Annotated in this window: 16 protein-coding genes; 3 read left to right on the top strand and 13 right to left on the bottom strand. The window is 64.3% G+C overall.

The features are described 5' to 3' along the window. Positions 1-40: 40 nt before the first annotated feature. Complete coding sequence (locus CXR00_RS07515) at positions 41-676, bottom strand: hypothetical protein (RefSeq protein ID WP_104053915.1); 636 nt, start codon at positions 674-676, stop codon at positions 41-43. 99 nt (positions 677-775) lie between these two features. Here CXR00_RS07515 and CXR00_RS07510 point away from each other — a divergent pair, with 99 nt between their 5' ends. Continuing rightward, the gene (locus CXR00_RS07510; RefSeq protein ID WP_104053914.1) at positions 776-1,918 is read left to right on the top strand and encodes an SDR family oxidoreductase; all 1,143 of its coding nucleotides are present in this window, start codon (positions 776-778) and stop codon (positions 1,916-1,918) included. A gap of 331 nt (positions 1,919-2,249) precedes the next feature. Then, the gene (mgtE, locus tag CXR00_RS07505) at positions 2,250-3,608 is read left to right on the top strand and encodes a magnesium transporter (RefSeq protein ID WP_104053913.1); all 1,359 of its coding nucleotides are present in this window, start codon (positions 2,250-2,252) and stop codon (positions 3,606-3,608) included. Positions 3,609-3,723: 115 nt separating this feature from the next. Here mgtE and ndk read toward each other — a convergent pair whose 3' ends face one another. The 7 genes from ndk to CXR00_RS07470 all read right to left on the bottom strand — a co-directional run bounded on the left by ndk (position 3,724) and on the right by CXR00_RS07470 (position 11,484). Next, positions 3,724-4,143: a nucleoside-diphosphate kinase gene (gene ndk / locus CXR00_RS07500; protein WP_104053912.1), complete on the bottom strand. Its 420-nt coding sequence runs from the start codon at positions 4,141-4,143 to the stop codon at positions 3,724-3,726. Positions 4,144-4,183: 40 nt separating this feature from the next. Next, positions 4,184-4,657, bottom strand: coding sequence for a DUF4233 domain-containing protein (locus CXR00_RS07495; protein ID WP_104053911.1), 474 nt, complete (start codon positions 4,655-4,657; stop codon positions 4,184-4,186). 5 nt (positions 4,658-4,662) lie between these two features. Beyond that, a complete protein-coding gene (locus CXR00_RS07490; RefSeq protein WP_258060055.1) occupies positions 4,663-6,042 on the bottom strand; it encodes a folylpolyglutamate synthase/dihydrofolate synthase family protein in 1,380 nt (459 codons plus the stop codon). Continuing rightward, positions 6,042-9,350: an isoleucine--tRNA ligase gene (gene ileS, locus CXR00_RS07485; protein ID WP_104053910.1), complete on the bottom strand. Its 3,309-nt coding sequence runs from the start codon at positions 9,348-9,350 to the stop codon at positions 6,042-6,044. The genes CXR00_RS07490 and ileS overlap by 1 nt, the downstream gene beginning before the upstream one ends. Before the next feature lie 350 nt (positions 9,351-9,700). After that, the gene (locus CXR00_RS07480) at positions 9,701-10,453 is read right to left on the bottom strand and encodes an SDR family oxidoreductase (RefSeq protein WP_104053909.1); all 753 of its coding nucleotides are present in this window, start codon (positions 10,451-10,453) and stop codon (positions 9,701-9,703) included. Further along, the gene (locus CXR00_RS07475; protein WP_104053908.1) at positions 10,450-11,061 is read right to left on the bottom strand and encodes an NUDIX hydrolase; all 612 of its coding nucleotides are present in this window, start codon (positions 11,059-11,061) and stop codon (positions 10,450-10,452) included. Before CXR00_RS07475 ends, CXR00_RS07480 begins: the two co-directional genes overlap by 4 nt. A 39-nt stretch (positions 11,062-11,100) precedes the next feature. Continuing rightward, positions 11,101-11,484 (bottom strand): DUF488 domain-containing protein, encoded by a 384-nt coding sequence (locus tag CXR00_RS07470; protein ID WP_104053907.1) that lies wholly within the window; start codon positions 11,482-11,484, stop codon positions 11,101-11,103. A 113-nt stretch (positions 11,485-11,597) separates the two neighbouring features. Here CXR00_RS07470 and valS point away from each other — a divergent pair, with 113 nt between their 5' ends. Then, a complete protein-coding gene (gene valS, locus CXR00_RS07465) occupies positions 11,598-14,240 on the top strand; it encodes a valine--tRNA ligase (RefSeq protein WP_104053906.1) in 2,643 nt (880 codons plus the stop codon). Positions 14,241-14,319: 79 nt separating this feature from the next. Here valS and CXR00_RS07460 read toward each other — a convergent pair whose 3' ends face one another. The 5 genes from CXR00_RS07460 to tig all read right to left on the bottom strand — a co-directional run bounded on the left by CXR00_RS07460 (position 14,320) and on the right by tig (position 19,504). Beyond that, positions 14,320-14,931, bottom strand: a complete 612-nt coding sequence (locus CXR00_RS07460; RefSeq protein WP_104054785.1) for a DsbA family protein — start codon at positions 14,929-14,931, stop codon at positions 14,320-14,322. Between the two features lie 91 nt (positions 14,932-15,022). After that, positions 15,023-16,315 (bottom strand): ATP-dependent Clp protease ATP-binding subunit ClpX, encoded by a 1,293-nt coding sequence (gene clpX, locus CXR00_RS07455; protein ID WP_104053905.1) that lies wholly within the window; start codon positions 16,313-16,315, stop codon positions 15,023-15,025. 164 nt (positions 16,316-16,479) lie between these two features. Then, complete coding sequence (locus CXR00_RS07450; RefSeq protein ID WP_104053904.1) at positions 16,480-17,151, bottom strand: ATP-dependent Clp protease proteolytic subunit; 672 nt, start codon at positions 17,149-17,151, stop codon at positions 16,480-16,482. Positions 17,152-17,199: 48 nt separating this feature from the next. Next, the gene (locus CXR00_RS07445; protein WP_104054784.1) at positions 17,200-17,820 is read right to left on the bottom strand and encodes an ATP-dependent Clp protease proteolytic subunit; all 621 of its coding nucleotides are present in this window, start codon (positions 17,818-17,820) and stop codon (positions 17,200-17,202) included. A 304-nt stretch (positions 17,821-18,124) separates the two neighbouring features. Then, on the bottom strand, positions 18,125-19,504 hold the full coding sequence (gene tig, locus CXR00_RS07440) for a trigger factor (RefSeq protein ID WP_104053903.1): 1,380 nt from the start codon (positions 19,502-19,504) through the stop codon (positions 18,125-18,127). Between the last annotated feature and the right edge of the window lie 13 nt (positions 19,505-19,517).

Raw genomic sequence — 19,517 nt, 5'->3', positions numbered from 1 at the left:
GGGGCCCGACCCGCCGGGAGGCTGGTCGGGCCCCGCTTCGTTACTGAGCCGGCATAGCCCAAGCCAGCAGGACAGGAACGTCCTGCCCGGGCCAGGTGGCGGTCAGGGACGGATCGGCCACTGCCTCTCCCCCAAGCTCCAGCACCCGCACCACGGACAGGTCCCAGTCCCCGGCCCGGATCCGCGCCACAGTCAGATCGGCCGGACCCGGCTGCGGGCCTTCGGCGAGCTCTTCGCCGCCCGGCAGCCCACTGGCAACCACACTGACGGACTCCGGAATGTCTTCCCGGACGCCGCCGTTCTCAAAATACTGCGGCGCCTGGCCCTGTCCGGAAAGGATCGACGCCGTCAGCGCCTGAGCGTAAGCGGGATCCCCGCAGGCGTCGTAGACCCACCGTGTGCCCAGCACCGAATGTTCCATGGTGGTAATCAGGTGTTTCTCAGCACCTTCCAGCGGAGCTCCGCGGTAGGTGAGCGGAACCTGCACCACATCGGCCCCGACGGCGACAAGGTGGGTCTCAATACCCACCTCGCCGTCCGGGTCATCGAAGCGGAACGAGCCGACGCGCTCTATGGGCAGCTGCCCCACGCGGGGAAACCACGACCTCGTGGGCAGCCAGGAGGCAAGAAGTTCCATTTTGTCCGGGTGCAATTCTGCGTGATAGATGAGTGCCATGGGCCCAGCCTAGGGGCATTGGGCGCCGGCGTCAGGAATTTCCCCGGGCGGTGCCCGGTTGTCGCCTCTAAGCACTACCCCCAAGTCTTCAGGAGAACCATGCTTCGAGAAACCCCCGCACCCCGGCCCAACGGCGCTGTCCCTACTGCACTGGTGGCCGGAGCGACCGGAATTGCCGGCGCCGCCATCGTTGACCTGCTTGTCAACCAGGGCTGGACCGTCCTGGCACTGTCACGCAAGGGAGGCGCCCCCGATCCGGCGCGTCCCGGCGTCGTACCCGTTGCCGCGGACCTGACCAGCGCCGAAAGCCTCACTGCCGCGCTGGCTGACAAGAGTCCGACGCATGTCTTCTTCACCTCCTGGTCCCGCCAGGAAACCGAAGTGGAGAACATTGCGGTCAACTCCGCCATGGTCCGCAATCTCCTCACGGCGCTGGAGCACGCACCGCTGGAACACGTGGCCCTGATGACCGGACTCAAGCACTACATGGGCCCCTTCGAGGCCTACGGCGAAGGTCCCATGCCGGACACTCCGTTCTCCGAGGATGAACCTCGGCTTCCGGTGGACAACTTCTACTACGCCCAGGAAGACGAGCTGATGGCGGCCGCGCAGCGGCAGGGTTTCGCCTGGTCCGTGCACCGGGCACACACCGTCATAGGCTTCGCCGTCGGCAACGCCATGAACATGGGCCAGACGCTGGCTGCGCAGGCGACGCTGTGCCGCGAACTTGGGCTGCCGTTTGTTTTCCCGGGCTCGGAAACCCAGTGGAATTCGGTAACCGACATGACCGATGCCGGCCTGCTGGCCGAGCACATGCTGTGGGCCGCAACCGCCCCGAACACCGCCAACGAAGCGTTCAACGTGGTCAACGGCGATGTGTTCCGCTGGCGTTCCCTGTGGCCGCGCCTGGCGGAGTATTTCGGCGTGGAACCGGTCGGATTCGACACCAAGCTGCGCCCCCTCGAAGAGCAGATGGCGGACATGGACGAGGCGTGGGAAAAGCTGGCCGCCCGCCACGGCCTGGCTGAACCGAACCTCGCCCGGCTGGCAACCTGGTGGCACACCGACGCCGACCTGGGCCGAAACATCGAGGTCCTCACCGACATGAGCAAGAGCCGCCTGGCAGGGTTCACCGGCTACCGCCGCACCGAAGACGCCTTCAAGGACCTCTTCGCCAGGCTGCAGTCCGAACGCCTGATCCCTTGGGTCCGCCAGCAAGGTCCCGGAGAAATGCAGGGGTAAGGTGTCCTCCCGCACTATCGGGGCGGGTCAACGCCTCATCTGGAGTAGGATCGGAGCACAATCCGGGTTTGATGTGCTGCTTTGGCGCGTCCACCCGGTTATGAAGGGTTAGAAGGACAGGAGGTGAACCGCACGCATGGACGACGGACATAGTCGATCCACCGCGCCGCGCGAGCCTCGCCTCCCCATCCGGGTCCCCTAAGCACCTCGACCTGCTCTTTGGGGCGTGAGCTTGTGCGGCAGCGGTATTTCGCATCCCCGCTCATTTTCCCGCACCCGCCGCGGTAATGCCGCTGCCTTTGGGTGTGCCCCACCGGAGGAACCCCGGACCATGATTAAGTCCCCCACCCTGACTTTTGATGCACGCGCCGAACTGCTGGCCGACGCCCTGGACAAAAACAGCCTGCCCGATGTTGCCCGCGCCTTGGACCGGCTGAGCGTGGCAGAGACCATGGAGCAGCTCGAACGGCTGAACAGCATTGACCGGGCGCTTGCCTTCCGCACACTGCCCAAGGGGCGGGCCCTGGAGGTCTTCGAGAGACTCGATGCCCTGCTCCAGGCGGACCTCGTGGCGGGGCTGCAGGACGCGCAGGTGGCCGAGGTCTTTGCCGGGCTGAGCCCCGATGACCGGGTGGCGCTGCTCGATGAGCTGCCCGCGTCAGTGGCGAAGCGCCTGCTGCTGGGACTCAGCGACAAGGACCGTGCACTTACGAACACCGTGCTCGGCTACCCGCAGGGTGCCGTGGGCCGCTATATGAGCCCGCAGTTTGTCACGGCCCGCCCCTGGTTCACCGCCGCCCAGACAATGGCCCGCGTCCGGGCCCAACTGGATGATGCTGAAAGCATCTACACGATTCCGGTTGTCGACGAGGGCCGTCGCCTGGTGGGTGTGGTCTCCCTGCGGGATGTGTTGCGCGCCGCGGAATCAGACCCTGTGGCGAGCCTGATGAAGGACCCGCTGTCCGCCCCCGCCACCCTGGATGCAGAGGAAGCGGCCAGGTACTGCGCCGACGCGAAAGTCCTGGTGCTCCCGATTGTCGACGCCGAAACCCGGCTTGTGGGAATTCTGACCGTGGACGACGCCCTGGGCATTCTGGAGGACGCTGAAAGCGAGGATGCGGCCCGGGCCGGCGGCGCCGAACCGCTGCGCCGGCCCTACCTCGCGACCCCGGTGCGCAGTATCGTGCGTGCGCGCGTGGTCTGGCTGCTGGTGCTGGCATTGGGTGCAACATTGACGGTCCAGGTCATGGGCGCCTTCGAAGCAACCCTGGCCGAGCAGGTGGTGCTGTCCCTCTTCATCCCCCTGCTGATAGGCACGGGTGGAAACACCGGAAACCAGGCAGCGACCACCATTACCCGCGCCCTGGCGCTGGGTGACGTCCGGCCGAGGGACGTCTTCAAGGTCCTGGCCCGGGAGCTGCGGGTGGGTGCCTGGCTGGGTATCTTGCTGGGCGGGCTGGGCTTCGTGCTTGCCTCCATCCTGTTCACCGTGCCGCTGGGCCTGGTGATTGGCCTGACGCTGCTGGGGGTCTGCACCATGGCCGCCGGCGTTGGAGGGCTAATGCCGCTGCTGGGCAAAGCGCTCAAGGTGGATCCGGCAGTGTTTTCGAATCCTTTTATTTCAACCTTTGTGGATGCAACGGGCTTGATCATCTACTTCCTGATCGCATCCTCGGTTCTGGGGCTCTAGCCGGCCAACTGTCCCTATCCTCCGCTGGAGTGCCCGTCCCCCGTAAAGCCGCGAGGGCCTGGCCACGGATCCGTTCCGTGGTCAGGCCCTCGCCGCTTTACGCTTCTTGAGCGGGTTATTTGCCGAACCAGATGCCGATTTCGCGTTCTGCGGACTCGGGGGAATCCGAACCGTGGACCAGGTTCTGCTGAACTGCTGTGCCCCAGTCGCGGCCAAAGTCGCCGCGGATGGTGCCCGGAGCCGCCGTCGTCGGATCGGTGGTGCCCGCCAGGGAGCGGAAGCCCTCGATGACGCGTTCGCCTTCGAAGATGGCCGCCACAATGGGGCCGCTGAGCATGAACTCGACCAGCGGTTCGTAGAACGGCTTGCCTTCGTGCTCGGCGTAGTGCTCTTCGAGCACCTCGCGGGTGGCGTTCACCTTCTTCAGTTCAGCCAGGGTGTAGCCCTTGGCTTCCACGCGGGCCAGGATTGCGCCGGAGAGATTCCGCTTCACGCCGTCGGGTTTGATCAGTACAAGTGTGCGTTCGGTGCTCACGGTAAATCTCCTTGCGAAGTAGCGGTTTTCGAATCTAAGCCTAGTCGGTGACGGCTGTGCCGGCAGTGCCCGTGTCCTCCAGGCCTTCGGGATGGGCCTTTTCCCATTCCTCCTGCTCGCGGTCCCGCTGCCGGTTCTCCCGGTCCAGGCGCATGCCGGTCTTCAGTCCGTACCACCAAGTCGCGGCAAAGATCGCTCCAATCAGGAACATCATCGGTTCCAGGAAACCGGTGGCGATGATGACCAGCTGCAGGATCCAGCCAATGACCGGACCAGCCGGCTTGGACAGAATTGCGCAGGTACCAATCAATGCCGCGAAGAGCACCAATCCGCCGGTGAGGATGATGGCGGGAGACAGGACGTCGCGCTGCAGGCCAAACACGGCGAGCGTCGCAAAGAGCACCAGGAACGCTTCCAGAACCAGGACCGTCGAGGCGAACATGATGCGGATGGAACGCCGTTTCTTGGGCATTCCCGGGCGCCACTCGCGCTGCGCCTTGGTGAGTTTTGCCATGGTGATTACTTTCCGAGAAGGGTGCGCGCTTCGGCCACCAGGGTAATGGAGCCGATAATGAGCACGCCGCCCGCCAGGTCATTGTTTTCCTCGGCCTTGGCCACCGCCCATTCAATGGCATTGTCCAGCCCGGGTTCCACCTGCAGGTCTTCGTCGGCAAAGCCCGCGTCGACGGCGTCCTGGACCAGGTCTTCAGCTGAAAGGGCGCGCGGCGAGCTGGACTGCGTAAGGCAGACGCCGGCGATTTGGTCGCCCAGGGTCTCCCGCAGTTCCGTAAGGATTCCCACCGAGTCCTTCTCCGCCAGGATGCCGACCACCAGCACCAGCGACGTGAAGCTGAAAGCTTCCAGCACCGCTTCGGCTGATGCCTTGGCACCGGCGGGGTTGTGCGCGGCGTCCACCACAATGGTGGGCGCAGTGCGCACCACTTCGAGGCGGCCGGGAGAGGAGACGGTGGAGAACCCGGTGCGGAGCAGTTCCACATCCAGTTCCTTGGTTCCGCCGCCGATGAAGGCCTCCAGCGCAGCCACGGCGACGGCGGCGTTTTCCGCCTGGTGCTTACCGTGCAGCGGCAGGAGCAGCTCCTCGTAGCGCCCGGCAAGTCCGGCGATGGTGAGCATCTGCCCGCCGACCGCCATCACACGGGACTCGACACCGAATTCGACGCCCTCGAAGCGGTACGGGACGCCCACTTCGCGGGCCTTTTCCAGCAGGACCTGTGCAGCTTCCATCGGCTGGGCGGCACTGATCAGGAAGCCGCCCTCCTTGATGATGCCGGCCTTTTCCATCGCAATGTCAGCGACGTCGTCGCCCAGCAGTTCGGTGTGGTCCAGGGAAATGGGCGTGACGACGGCAACGGATCCGTCGCCCACGTTGGTGGCGTCGGTGATGCCGCCCAGGCCCACTTCAATGACCGCCACGTCCACGGGTTCGTCGGCGAAGACCGCGAACGCGAGGATGGTGACAGCTTCAAAGTACGTCAGGCGCGGTTCCCCGGCGGCCTCAAGTTCGCCGTCGACAATGTCCAGGTAGGGGTGAATTTCGTCCCAGATCCGGACAAACGTCTCGTCGGAGACAGGCTCGCCGTCAATGCTGATCCGCTCGGTGACCTTGCTCAGGTGCGGGCTGGTGTACCGGCCGGTGCGCAGCCCGTAGGCCCGCAGCCCGGCCTCGATCATCCGCGCGGTGGAGGTCTTGCCGTTGGTTCCGGTGATGTGGATGATCGGGAACGCCTTGTTCGGCTCCCCCAGCACCTCCATCGCACGGAACAGCGGCGCCATGCGCGGCTCCATCTTGTTCTCGGGGGCGCGGCTCAGCAGCTCGGCGTAAACGCTTTCGACGGAAAAACCGTCGATTGCCCCGGAGGGCCCGTCGGACATGCTCATTAGATCTTCTCCACTGTGACGGTGAATTCTTCGGCGTCGTCGGCAAGATCGACGGCGGTGACCATCAGCTGGTCGGTCAGGGTTTCTGACTTGATCAACTCCGCGTTGGCCTCAAGGGCCGCAGCGGCGGTCGGTGAGGTTTTCACCTCGGTGCGAATGTGGTCGCTGATGTGCAGGTCCGCGTCACGGCGGGCCTGCTGGATGGCACGGATGCCGTCGCGGGCGGTGCCCTCGGCGGCCAGCTCCGGCGTGACCTCGGTGTTCAGCACCAGGAAGCCGCCGCCGGGCAGCACGGAGACAGCCTTGGAGGATTCGCCGTCGGCGGTTTCCACCACTGTTTCCAGTGTGTATTCCTGCGGCTGCAGTTCCAGGCCGCCCGCGGTGACCGTGCCGGCGTCGTCCACCGACCAGTCCCCTGACTTGGAGGCCTTGATCGCGGTCTGGACGTTCTTGCCCAGGCGGGGGCCTGCGGCACGGGCGTTGACCACGAGCTTCTGCGTGATGCCGAACTCAGCCGGATCAGCGGCAGCGGCTTCCATCAGCCGGACGGACTTCAGGTTCAGTTCATCGGCGATGATCGCCGCGAACTGGCCCTGCAGCGACTCGGCATCGGGCGCGACGACGGTCAGTTCGGACAGCGGCAGCCGCACCCGGAGGTTGGCGGCCTTACGCAGGGATGAGCCCACCGAGGCGATCCGGCGGGTACGGTCCATCCGGTCCACCAGGGCGGGATCCTGCGGGAACAGCTCAGCGTCGGGCCAGTCGGTCAGGTGCACGGAGCGCCCGCCGGTGAGTCCGCGCCAGATCTCCTCGGAGACCAGCGGCAGCAGCGGAGCGGCGACCCGGCAGACCGTTTCCAGGCAGGTGTACAGCACGTCAAACGCCTGGGTGTCTTCATCGAAGAACCGGGTGCGGCTGCGGCGGATGTACCAGTTGGTCAGCGTGTCCATGTACTGGCGCAGCGTTTCGCAGGCCTCGGACACGTCGTAGCTGTCCAGCTCGGAGGTCATGGTCCGCACCAGGTCACCGGTGGCGGCCAGCATGTAGTTGTCCAGCGGTTCGGTGGACTCGTAGCGCGTCTTCGCCTCGTAGCCGTTGCCGTTGTTCGCGGCGTTGGTATAGAGCGTGAAGAAGTGCCACACGTTCCACAGCGGCAGGATGACCTGGCGGACGCCTTCGCGGATGCCCTGTTCGGTGACGATCAGGTTTCCGCCGCGCAGGATGGGCGAGGCCATGAGGAACCAGCGCATGGCGTCGGAGCCGTCGCGGTCCAGGACCTCGGAGACGTCCGGGTAGTTGCGCAGGGACTTGGACATCTTCTGCCCGTCGGAACCCAGCACAATGCCGTGGCTGATGACGTTGCGGAAGGCCGGGCGGTCAAAGAGGGCGGTAGCCAGGACGTGCAGCGTGTAGAACCATCCGCGGGTCTGGCCAATGTACTCCACGATGAAGTCGCCCGGGTTGTGGTGCTCAAACCAGTCGGCGTTCTCGTGCGGGTAGTGCACCTGGGCGTACGGCATGGAGCCGGAGTCGAACCAGACGTCCAGGACGTCTTCGACACGGCGCATGGTGGACTGGCCCTCTTCGGGGGTCCGCGGATCGTCCGGGTTCGGGCGCGTCAGTTCGTCGATGAAGGGGCGGTGCAGGTCCGGCTCTCCGGCATGGTTCAGCGGCAGCCGGCCAAAGTCGGCCTTGAGCTCTTCCAGCGAACCATAGACGTCGGTGCGCGGGTAGTTGGGATCATCGGAAACCCAGACCGGGATGGGGCTGCCCCAATAGCGGTTGCGGCTGATGGACCAGTCGCGGGCGTTTTCCAGCCACTTGCCGAACTGGCCGTCCTTGACGTTTTCCGGGATCCAGTTGATCTGCTGGTTCAGTTCGACCATGCGGTCCTTGATCTTGGTGACCTCCACGAACCAGGAGGAAACAGCCTTGTAGATCAGCGGGTTCCGGCAGCGCCAGCAGTGCGGGTAGCTGTGCTCGTAGCTGGCCTGGCGCAGCAGGCGTCCGTCGGCGCGCAGCACGCGGGTGATGAGCTTGTTGGCATCAAAGACCTGCAGTCCGGCAATGTCGGACAGCGGTCCGTCGGCGAACATGGGCAGGAACTTGCCGCCCTCGTCCACGGACAGGATGACGGGGATGCCGTTGGCTTCGCAGATCTTCTGGTCATCTTCACCGTAGGCCGGAGCCTGGTGGACAATGCCGGTGCCGTCGGTGGTGGTGACGTAGTCGGCCACGACGATCCGCCAGGCGTTCTGCGTGCCCCACTTCTCGGTGTCCGTGTAGTAGTTCCACAGCGGTTCGTAGGCCAGTCCGGCCAGCTCGCTGCCCAGGTGCACGGACGTGACGGCCGCGCGGGCGGCATCGGCGTCGTCGTACCCCAGGTCCTTGGCGTACGCACCCACGAGGTCTTCGGCCAGCAGGTAGCGGGCCTCCGGGTTGTCCTGGGGCGTGCCGTTGGGTCCGGCGGGCACAACGGCGTAACGGACCGAGGGCCCGACGGCGAGGGCCATGTTGGTGGGCAGCGTCCAGGGCGTGGTGGTCCAGGCGATGGCGAGGACGCCGTCGAGCTCCGCTGAGAGTGCGTTGTCGCCCGCAGTGATGGGGAAAGTGACCGTAACGGTCTGGTCCTGACGGTCCTTGTAGACGTCGTCATCCATGCGCAGCTCATGGTTGGACAGCGGGGTCTCGTCCTTCCAGCAGTACGGGAGCACCCGGAAGCCGCTGTAGGTCAGGCCCTTCTCGTGGAGGGTCTTGAAGGCCCAGATGACCGACTCCATGTACTCGACGTTGAGCGTCTTGTAGTCGTTCTCGAAGTCCACCCAGCGCGCCTGGCGGGTGACGTAGTCCTTCCACTCACCGGCGTACTCCATCACGGAGGCGCGGCAGGCGTCGTTGAACTTGTCGATGCCCATCTTCTCGATCTGGACCTTGTCGGACATGCCCAGCTGCTTCATGGCTTCGAGCTCGGCGGGCAGGCCGTGGGTGTCCCAGCCGAAACGGCGTTCCACGCGGCGGCCGCGCTGGGTCTGGTAGCGGGCCACCAGGTCCTTCACATAGCCGGTGAGCAGGTGGCCGTAGTGCGGCAGACCGTTGGCGAAGGGCGGGCCATCGTAGAAGACAAACTCGTTGGAGCCGTCCTTGCCGGCGGACCGGGCGTCAATGGAGGCCTGGAAGGTGCCGTCCTCGTCCCAGTACTTCAGAACCAGTTCTTCAAGTTCCGGAAACTTGGGGGAAGACGGGGCGGCGTTCTCTGCCGGGGCGGCGGCCGTAGTGGCCTTGGGATAGATAGAGGGCATATTCGTCATCCTGATAGCGGCAAGTAAATCTGGCTGTAAAAAACAGGATGCGAGGGCGGAGTTTTTGCCGGCTCAAAGCCGGCGGAACCCGCGGTACCACCTCGCTTGCCGCCGTCGTCGCCCGCGCTGTGCTGTTAATCTTCAGTGCACCGCGCCGCCGAGTCAGGCTGCCGCTCGTTGACTGCTGTGACGGGCTTACCCGTCCGGTTCTACTGGGCACACGATCATTCCAAAATATCTGGAAAGGGGTACGGCGCCGTTCTTCCGGAAGCTCACCGGTGATGGCCGGGTCAAAGCTGCTTCCGCCAGTTTAGGCCACACCCCCGGGGTTGTCGAAGTTGGGGCTGTGGACGTTAGCCCTAAGCCGTCTGGCGGCGGATGACCTTGTGGTTGGCGGCCTGGGCGACGGGGCGCAGCACCACCTTGTCCAAATTGATGTGGTGCGGCAGGTTCAGGGAGTATGCCATGACTTCGGCGACGTCCTCTGCGGTGAGGGGTTTCTCCACTCCCGCGTAGACCTTCTCCGCTGCCTCCTTGTCGCCGAGCCGGTTCAGGGAGAACTCCTCGGTCTTGACCATTCCGGGCAGGATCTCGATGACGCGGACGTTGTTCTCCGCTTCTTCCAGACGCAATGTTTCGGCGAGCGCCTGCTCAGCGGACTTGGCAGCGCAGTATCCGCCGCCGCCTTCATAGGAGGCGAGCGCCGCGGTGGAGGTCAGCATCAGGACAGAGCCTTGGCCGGAAGCACGCAGCGCGGGCAGGAAGGCCTGGGTGACGCGAAGCGCCCCGAGCACGTTGACGTTGTACATGGCTTCCCAGTCGCCAAGCTTTCCCGTTGCCACGGAGTCCACTCCCCAGGCTCCGCCGGCATTGTTGATCACGGCGTCCACTCCCCCGGTCGCCAGCACCTCTTCGGCCATCCGGGCCACGGATTCACCGTCGGTCACGTCGGCGGTGATTGCCTGTGCGCCGGTCTCGGCGGCGAGCGCCTGAAGCCTGTCTCCGCGGCGGGCCACGGCCACCACGTCCCAGCCCGAGTTTCGCAGGGCCCGTACAGCCGCCGCTCCAATGCCTGAACTTGCTCCGGTAACTACTGCGCGCTTAGGGGTCATGGCACCACCCTAGCGACTTCCCCTCCCGGGCCGGCTTCTGTGTTGCTGTGTTGCGGTGTTGAGGTGTCCAGGTGGGGCAGCGACATGGCCGTACGCCGGACGTGTTCCAGCCGGGCACCGAAACCAGCAGGTACGTGAGCCGGCAACTTGTCGACCGGGAACCACCGGACGTCTTCGCTTTCATCGCTGACGGAAATCACGGCGTCCGGACCGACAACCGCGGCGTATCCCACATCCCAGTGTGCTGAGCAGGAGAAGCCCCCGTGCAGATCGTGCCGGTCAAGGTCCATGACGGCGGGGCTCAGCAGGGTCAGGGCGCTGATTCCGGATTCCTCCCGGGCCTCCCGTTGGGCGGCTTCGGCCACGGTTGCATCCTGCGGCTCAAGGTGCCCGCCGAACTGCACCCAGAACTGCCCCTTGCGGTGGAAACACAGCAGAACATGATCGAAGTTCGGCGAAAACACAAAACAAGAGCCCGTCACATGTTCCGGACCCCCGTCCCGGCGCAGGGCAGCTTCCCCGGCCGTGGTCACAAACCGCAGATATTCTTCCCGCGGCTCCGATTCCGGAAGTGCCCTGAGGCTGGTCAGCAGATCATAAAGACGCATGCTGCTATCTTGCCGCACCAAGCGGCGAAGACTTGAATGTCATGGCCCGGCCGGGCCGGACAGGCCGAGCAGGTATTCGCGGAGCACCACGGCCTCGTTCTCCGTCTCCGAGCGCGCCCCGTAGAGCAGCACGGTGTCCGGCCGGGAAGCGCAGTCCCGGGAGAAGTCCGGAACCTCCGGGTTCGCGGCAAGCTCCTCCCGGTACCGTTCCTGGAATCCGGTCCAGCGGTCTTCCCGGTGCCCGAACCACTTGCGCAGGTCATTGCTGGGGGCCAGGTCCTTGAGCCACTCATCCAGTTCCGCGCGGGCCTTCGAAACCCCGCGCGGCCAGAGCCTGTCCACCAGGACCCGGTAGCCGCCGTCGGCCGGTTCATAGATGCGGCGGACGCGGATCGACGCCGGCTTCTCCTGAAGCGTTGCCATACCCCGGATGCTACGGCCGCAGGCCCGGCTCCGAACAGGGCTTCCGACCGGCGGCGCCGGCAGGCAGCCGCAACAGTCCCCGTGCCGCGCTGCCCGCATGAAAGAATGGCAGTATGGCTGAAAACTTTCCGGGCACAGACACGCCCGACAATGAACCCAAGACCGTATCCGTCCCCGACAAGCCCGCCCTTGAGGGGCTGGAAGCAACACTGAGCCGCCGCTGGCGCGATGAGGGAACGTACGCGTTCAACGAAGACACGGTCCGCGAGGACGTCTACTCGATCGACACTCCCCCGCCCACGGCCTCCGGCTCGCTGCACGTGGGGCACATGTTCTCCTACACGCAGACCGACGTCATGGCGCGTTACCAGCGCATGACCGGCAAAAACGTCTTCTACCCCATGGGCTGGGATGACAACGGCCTGCCCACCGAACGCCGGGTGCAGAACTACTACGGTGTCCGCTGCGATCCTACAAAGCCGTACGATCCCGATTACCGGCCGCCGGCAACCGCGCCGAAGAACCAGCGCGATTTCGATGTCATCTCCCGCCGTAACTTCATCGAGCTGTGTGAAGAGCTGGCGGTCGAGGACGAGAAGGTCTTCGAGGACCTCTTCTCCACCCTGGGCCTGTCCGTTGACTGGACCCGCACTTACCGCACCATCGATGACAACTCCCGCGCCGTCAGCCAGCGCGCCTTCCTGGAGAACCTCAAGGCCGGGGACGCCTACATGTCCGAGGCCCCCACTCTGTGGGACGTCACCTTCCGCACCGCAGTGGCCCAGGCCGAGGTGGAGGACCGCGAACAGGCCGGCGCCTACCACCGCATCAGCTTCCATGCGCCCGACGGCGAAAAGGTTTTCATCGAGACCACCCGCCCCGAGCTGCTTCCGGCCTGCGTGGCGCTGGTGGCCCACCCCGACGACGAGCGCTACCAGCGCTTGTTCGGCACCAAGGTCACCTCCCCGCTGTTCGACGTCGAAGTTGAGGTCCGGGCACATCCGCTGGCCAAGCCGGACAAGGGTTCGGGCATCGCCATGATCTGCACCTTCGGCGACCAGACGGACGTCACCTGGTGGCGCGAGCTGAACCTTCCCACCCGCGCCGTCGTCGGCCGGGACGGCCGTCTGCTTGCTGATACCCCGGACTGGATCACCACGGACAAGGCGAAGGAAAACTACGCCGCCGTCGCCGCCAAGACTGTCTTCAGCGCTAAGGAAGCCGTCGTGGAAATGCTGCGCGAAAGCGGCGACCTCGAAGGCGAACCGAAGAAGATCACCCACCCGGTCAACTTCTTCGAAAAGGGCGACAAGCCCCTTGAGGTTGTCACCAGCCGCCAGTGGTACATCCGCAACGGCGGCCGCGACGAGGACCGCCGTGCAGCCCTCATTGCCCGCGGCAGGGAAATCGACTTCCACCCGTCCTTCATGCGCTCACGCTATGAAAACTGGATCGAAGGCCTGAACGGTGACTGGCTGGTCTCACGCCAGCGCTTCTTCGGCGTTCCGGTTCCGGTCTGGTATCCGCTGGATGCCTCCGGCAACCCGGACTACGACAACCCCGTGCTGCCGTCCTCGGAGCAGCTGCCCGTGGACCCGGCCGCCGAACCGGCTCCGGGCTACGAGGAATCCCAGCGCAATCAGCCGGGCGGTTTCGTGGGCGACGCCGATGTCCTGGACACCTGGGCTACGTCCTCCCTGACCCCGCAGATTGTGGGCGGCTGGAGCCGGGACGAGGACCTGTTCAGCAAGGTCTTCCCGTTCGACCTGCGTCCGCAGGGCCACGACATCATCCGCACCTGGCTGTTCTCCTCCGTGGTGCGCGCCGATGCCCTGAACCACGCCGCACCGTGGAAGCACGCCGCCATCTCCGGCTGGATCCTGGACCCGGACCGCAAGAAGATGTCCAAGTCCAAGGGCAACGTGGTGGTTCCCACCGACGTGCTCAACGACTACGGATCCGACGCCGTGCGCTACTGGGCGGCCTCCGCCAAGCTGGGCGCGGACACGGCCTACGAGATTGCGCAGATGAAGATCGGCCGCCGCCTGGCCATCAAGCTCCTCAACGCCTCGAAGTTCGTCCTGAACCTGGGTGCCACCGAGGCAAACGTCGTCACGGCGGACACCTCGGTGATCACCAACGCCCTGGACTCCGCACTGCTCAAGCAGCTGGCCGAGGTGGTCAATGCTTCCACCGCAGCGTTTGAGCGCTACGACTACGCCAAGGCACTGCAGCTGACCGAGTCCTTCTTCTGGTCCTTTACGGATGACTATGTGGAGCTGATCAAGGACCGCGCCTACGGTGCCGCCGGCGAAGCAGAGCAGGCTTCAGTGCTGGCTACCCTGGCCACCACACTGGATGCGCTGCTGCGCCTGTTCGCCCCGTTCCTGCCCTTCGCCACCGAAGAGGTTTGGAGTTGGTGGCGTCACGGCTCGGTGCACCGCGCCCCGTGGCCTAACGTTGACGCGCTGTCCTCCGCAGTCGCCACGGCCGACGCCGGCATCCTGGCTACCGTCGCCACCGCCCTGGGCGGCATCCGCAAGGCCAAGTCCGAGGCGAAGGTCAAGCAGCGCACCGAGGTCCTCACAGCCACGGTGACGGCGTCCGAGGCGCAGGTGGCGCAGCTGCAGGCCGGCCTCGCCGATCTGAAGGCAGCGGGCAATGTCCGCGAGCTCTCGCTGGCCACGGGCGAAGGTGAACTCGCCGTATCCGGCGTCGAGCTGGCGCCGGTGGAACCGGCTCCAGCGGCCGAATAACAGACACAGCACAGAATAAAACAGAACGCCCGGCCGGAAATCTCCGGCCGGGCGTTCTGTTTGCTGGAAGCAAAAGCAGTTAGTCGAACTGCGGGCTTTCGGTGCGGCTGCGCTTGAGTTCAAAGAAGGCGGGGTTTTCAGCCAGCATAACGGCGCCGTCGAACATCCGGCCCGCTTCCTCGCCGCGCGGTATGCGCGTCAGGACCGGCCCGAAGAAGGCGGTGCCGTTGAAAGCAACAATGGGGGTTCCGACGTCGTCGCCCACCTTGGAGATGCCCTCCTGGTGCGAGGCACGAAGCTGGGTGTCGTACTCATCGCTGTCGGCAAACCGCGCCAGGTCGGCCGGGAGGCCAACCTCGTCGAGGGACTCGCGGATGACTGCGTCGAGATCATCATTGCCGCCGACATGGATCCGGGTGCCCATGGCATCGTAGAGCGGCTTGATGTACTTGTCACCGTGGAGCTCAGAGGCGGCAATGATGACGCGTACCGGCTTGATGGCCGCCTTCATGCGCTCCATGTAGTCCTCGGGCAGGTCCCGTCCTTCATTCAGGAGGGACAGGCTCATCACGTGCCAGTCGGTGCTGACGTCGCGGACCTGCTCCACTTCACCCATCCAGCGGGAAGTGACCCACGCGAACGGACAGATCGGGTCGAACCAAAAATCGGCTTTTGCTGCAGAATCGGGCAGGCTCACGAAATTCTCCTTCAGGGCATTGCGGACCCGCGGCGAAGATCGCGGGTTGCTGGGAACAGCATTGGTTATTCGTGCAAACCCGCGGTCAGGCTGATTTGTTCCGGCGTTTGGTGGCAACTGCCTGCGAAATCAGTGTGGGTTCGGCCTTTTGGGTCACCACTTCTTCGGTGATGACCACTGTGGCGACGTCGTCGCGGCTGGGCAGGTCAAACATGACCGGCAACAGGACTTCTTCCAGGATGGCGCGCAGCCCGCGCGCACCGGTGCCGCGGGACAGCGCTGCGTCCGCAACGGCGTCCAGGGCGGCGGGTTCGAAGGTGAGCTCAACGCCGTCAAGCTGGAACATTTTCTGGAACTGCTTGATCAGGGCGTTCTTCGGCTCGGTGAGGATCCGGATCAATGCTTCCCGGTCCAGGTTCGAGACCGTGGTGATCACCGGGAGCCGGCCGATGAACTCCGGGATCAGGCCAAACTTCAGCAAATCCTCGGGCATGACGTCGGCGTACGAGTCGGCTTCCTTGGCGTTCTCATTCAGCGGTGCACCAAAGCCGATTCCCTTGCGGCCGGACCGTGACCCGATGATCTCCTCCAACCCGGCAAAGGCGCCGGCAACAATGAAGAGGACATTGGTGGTGTCGATCTGGATGAACTCCTGATGCGGATGCTTGCGTCCTCCCTGCGGGGGAACCGAGGCAACCGTGCCTTCCAGGATTTTCAGCAGGGCCTGCTGCACGCCCTCGCCGGATACATCGCGTGTAATCGACGGGTTCTCGCTTTTGCGCGAGATCTTGTCGATCTCGTCAATGTAGATGATGCCCTGCTCGGCCTTCTTGACGTCATAGTCTGCGGCCTGGATGAGCTTGAGCAGGATGTTCTCGACGTCCTCCCCCACGTAGCCGGCTTCGGTCAGTGCGGTGGCGTCGGCGACGGCGAAGGGTACGTTCAGACGGCGCGCCAGGGTCTGTGCCAGATAGGTCTTGCCGCAGCCGGTGGGACCGATCAGCAGGATGTTGGACTTGCCGATTTCCACGTCATCGGAGACCACGGCGTCAGACAGATTGCCTGTGTTGCGCGGTGCGTGGCCGGACTGGATGCGCTTGTAATGGTTGTAAACGGCGACGGCGAGGGAACGCTTGGCCGGTTCCTGGCCAATCACATACTCCTGCAGTGAATCGAAGATCTCCCGCGGCTTGGGCAGCTCGAAGGAGCCGAGGTCAGCTACCTCGGAGAGCTCTTCTTCGATGATCTCGTTGCAGAGATCAATGCACTCGTCGCAGATGTAGACTCCGGGACCGGCAATAAGCTTGCGGACCTGTTTCTGGCTCTTTCCACAGAAAGAGCACTTGAGCAGATCCGTGCTCTCACCAATGCGAGCCATAGTTCAGTCCCCTTAGATGGTCCATCGTTAATTCAGTGCCGGCAGTCGTCCCGAGGGGGACAGCGAAGCCGGTCAGCATGTTCCACTCTAGGACACTTGGTTCAGTGATACAGCAACCGAAAGGCCCGCGGTGCGATATTTCGCGCCGCGGGCCTTCCTGAGGCTTACATCCGGTTGATGGCCGGAGTCTTGATCTTGCGGGAGTCAAGCACCTGGTCAATCAGTCCGTATTCGAGGGCGCCGGCGGCCGTGAGAATCTTGTCACGCTCGATGTCACGGTTAACTTCCTCCGACGTGTGGTTGGAGTGAAGCGCCAGGGTGTCTTCCAGCCAGGTCCGCATGCGCATGACTTCAGCTGCCTGGATTTCCAGGTCCGAAGCCTGTCCACGCTCGCCTCCGCCCAGTGCCGGCTGGTGGATGAGCACGCGGGCGTTGGGCAGCGCGAGGCGCTTGCCCGGCGTGCCGGCTGCCAGAAGGACAGCTGCGGCGCTGGCCGCCTGGCCCAGGCAAACCGTCTGGATTTCAGGGCGGATGTACTGCATGGTGTCGTAAATGGCCGTCATGGCCGTGAACGAACCGCCCGGAGAGTTGATGTACAGGGTGATGTCGCGGTCCGGGTCATTGGACTCAAGGACCAGCAGCTGGGCCATGACGTCGTCAGCAGATGCGTCGTCGACCTGGACGCCCAGGAAGATGATGCGGTCCTCGAACAGCTTGGTGTAGGGGTCCTGGCGCTTGAAGCCGTACGGCGTGCGCTCTTCGAACTGCGGCAGTACGTAGCGGCTGGACGGCATCTGCGGCGCCGATCCGCCTGCGGTTCCGAAATTCATGTTCATTGCTTTGCTCCTGAAGTCTAAGAAAAGTGCGCTGGAAGAGAGGAAGGGTTAGTCCTCGGCCGGAGCCGCGCCCTTGTCCTGATCCGTTCCGCCGCCGCCGGTGACGCCGCCCGCATGTGCGGAGATCTTGTCAAAGAACCCGTATTCCAGTGCTTCCTGGGCCGTGAACCACTTGTCACGGTCATTGTCCTTCAGGATGGTCTCCACGGTCTGGCCGGTCTGTTCGGCGGTCAGTTCCGCCATGACCTGCTTCATGTGGAGGATCAGTTCAGCCTGAATCCGGATGTCGGAAGCGGTGCCGCCGATGCCGCCGGAGGGCTGGTGCATGAGGATGCGGGCGTGGGGGGTGGCGTAGCGCTTGCCCTTGGTGCCGGAGGACAGCAGGAACTGTCCCATGGACGCTGCCAGGCCGGTTGCCACGGTGACTACGTCATTGGGGATGAACTGCATGGTGTCGTAGATGGCCATGCCGGCCGTCACTGACCCGCCGGGAGAGTTGATGTAGAGGAAGATGTCCTTTTCGGGATCCTCAGCGGAGAGAAGCAGAAGCTGGGAGCAGATGGCGTTGGCGTTGTCATCGCGGACTTCCGAGCCCAACCAGATGATCCGCTCACGCAGCAGACGATTGTAGATGTAGTCGTCCCGGCTGGCCGGGTCCACCGTTGCCATTGTGGGTGTGTTGGGTGCAATTGCCATACTGAGTGACCTCTCGCTCTGGCGGGGTACAGAACCGCTAACCGCGTCAGCTGGTCCCGCCGTTTATCTCTCCTAGGACCCTAACCTGTTGCGCGTGTGATCTGCTTGCGTTTCGCGGGCTGTTCGCTGACGGCGCACGATGCCGGTCACAGCTCGGGGCGGGGCGGATCACAGCACCGCGGGCGGCCGGGGGCACTTAAACGCAAATGCGCCGCCTGCCCTTCCGGGCGGACGGCGCATTGCTATGACCGGGGGTCATGCGCTGCTGTTGGGCAGGCTATGCCTTGTCGTCGCTCTTGGACTCTTCGGCAACCTCGGCCTCGGGAGCTTCGGTTTCGGCTTCTGCAACCGGTGCTTCTTCGCCTGCGGGGCGAACGAACTCGGTCAGGTCGATCTCATTGCCGGCGGTGTCGGTGACCTTGGCCAGCTCGAGAACCTTGGCCAGCGCCTTACGACGGCGGACTTCGCCAACCATCATGGGAACCTGGCCGCTCTGGTCGATCAGCTGTGCGAACTGGTTCGGATCCATGCCGTACTGGCCTGCTGCGGAAACGATGTAGTCAATCAGCTCGTTCTGGCTGACGCCCACCTCTTCCTTGTCGGCAACAGCGTCAAGGATGATCTCGTTCTTGAAGGCGGCGGCCGTGTTCTCGCGAACTTCTGCGCGGTGCTCTTCGGTGTCGTGATCCTCGCCCTGGGACTGGGCGCTCTCAGAGTTGAAGTGCTGTTCCAGCTGATCTTCGATGACGGATTCCGGAACCGGAACCTCGATCATTTCCAGCAGCTTCTCCAGAACCTTGTCGCGGGCTTCAACGCCCTGCTCCATGAGCTTGGACTCAGCGGCACGCTTGGTCAGGTCTTCGCGCAGCTCTTCGATGGTGTCGAATTCGCTGGCCAGCTGGGCAAAGTCGTCGTCGGCCTCGGGGAGCTCGCGCTCCTTGACTGCCTTGACCGTCACCGTGATGGTGGCGTCTTCGCCGGCGTGCTCGCCGCCGGCCAGCTTGGTTTCAAAGGTGGCGGACTCGTCAGCGGACAGACCGGCGACTGCTTCATCCATGCCCTCGAGCATGGTGCCGGCGCCAACCTGGTAGGACAGGTCCGCAGCGGAGTCGACCTCTTCGCCGTCGACCTTGGCTACGAGATCCATGGTGAGGAAGTCGCCTTCGGCAGCGGGACGGTCCACGGACTTCAGCGTGCCGAAGCGGCCGCGCAGTTCATCCAGTGCCTTGGTGACGTCATCGTCGGAGGCTTCAGCAGGCTCAACCGTAACCTCGAGGCCGGCGTAATCCGGGAGCTCGATTTCGGGGCGGATGTCCAGCTCAACGTTGAAGACCAGCTGGCCTTCGTTGGTGGCGGGATCCGGAACTTCGCTGATCTCAACCTCGGGGCGGCTCAGCGGACGGATGCCCGTTTCCTGCACGGCGCCCTGGTAGAAACCGTTCAGACCGTCATTGATGGCTGTTTCCAGGACGTAGCCGCGGCCAACGCGCTGGTCGATGAGCCTGTTGGGGACCTTGCCCTTGCGGAAGCCAGGCACCTGCACCTGGGTGGCGATGGTCTTGTAGGCCTCGTCGATGCTCGGCTTCAGTTCCTCAAACGGAACTTCGACGACGAGCTTTACCCGCGTGGGTGTGAGGTTTTCTACAGCGCTCTTCACAGCGTAGTTCTCC

It is taken from the genome of Arthrobacter sp. 9E16, from assembly GCF_002929435.1.
Classification (GTDB): Bacteria; Actinomycetota; Actinomycetes; order Actinomycetales; family Micrococcaceae; genus Arthrobacter_B; species Arthrobacter_B sunyaminii.
Note: the sequence above shows the minus strand (reverse complement) of the source record. Positions and strands in the feature narration are given on the sequence as shown.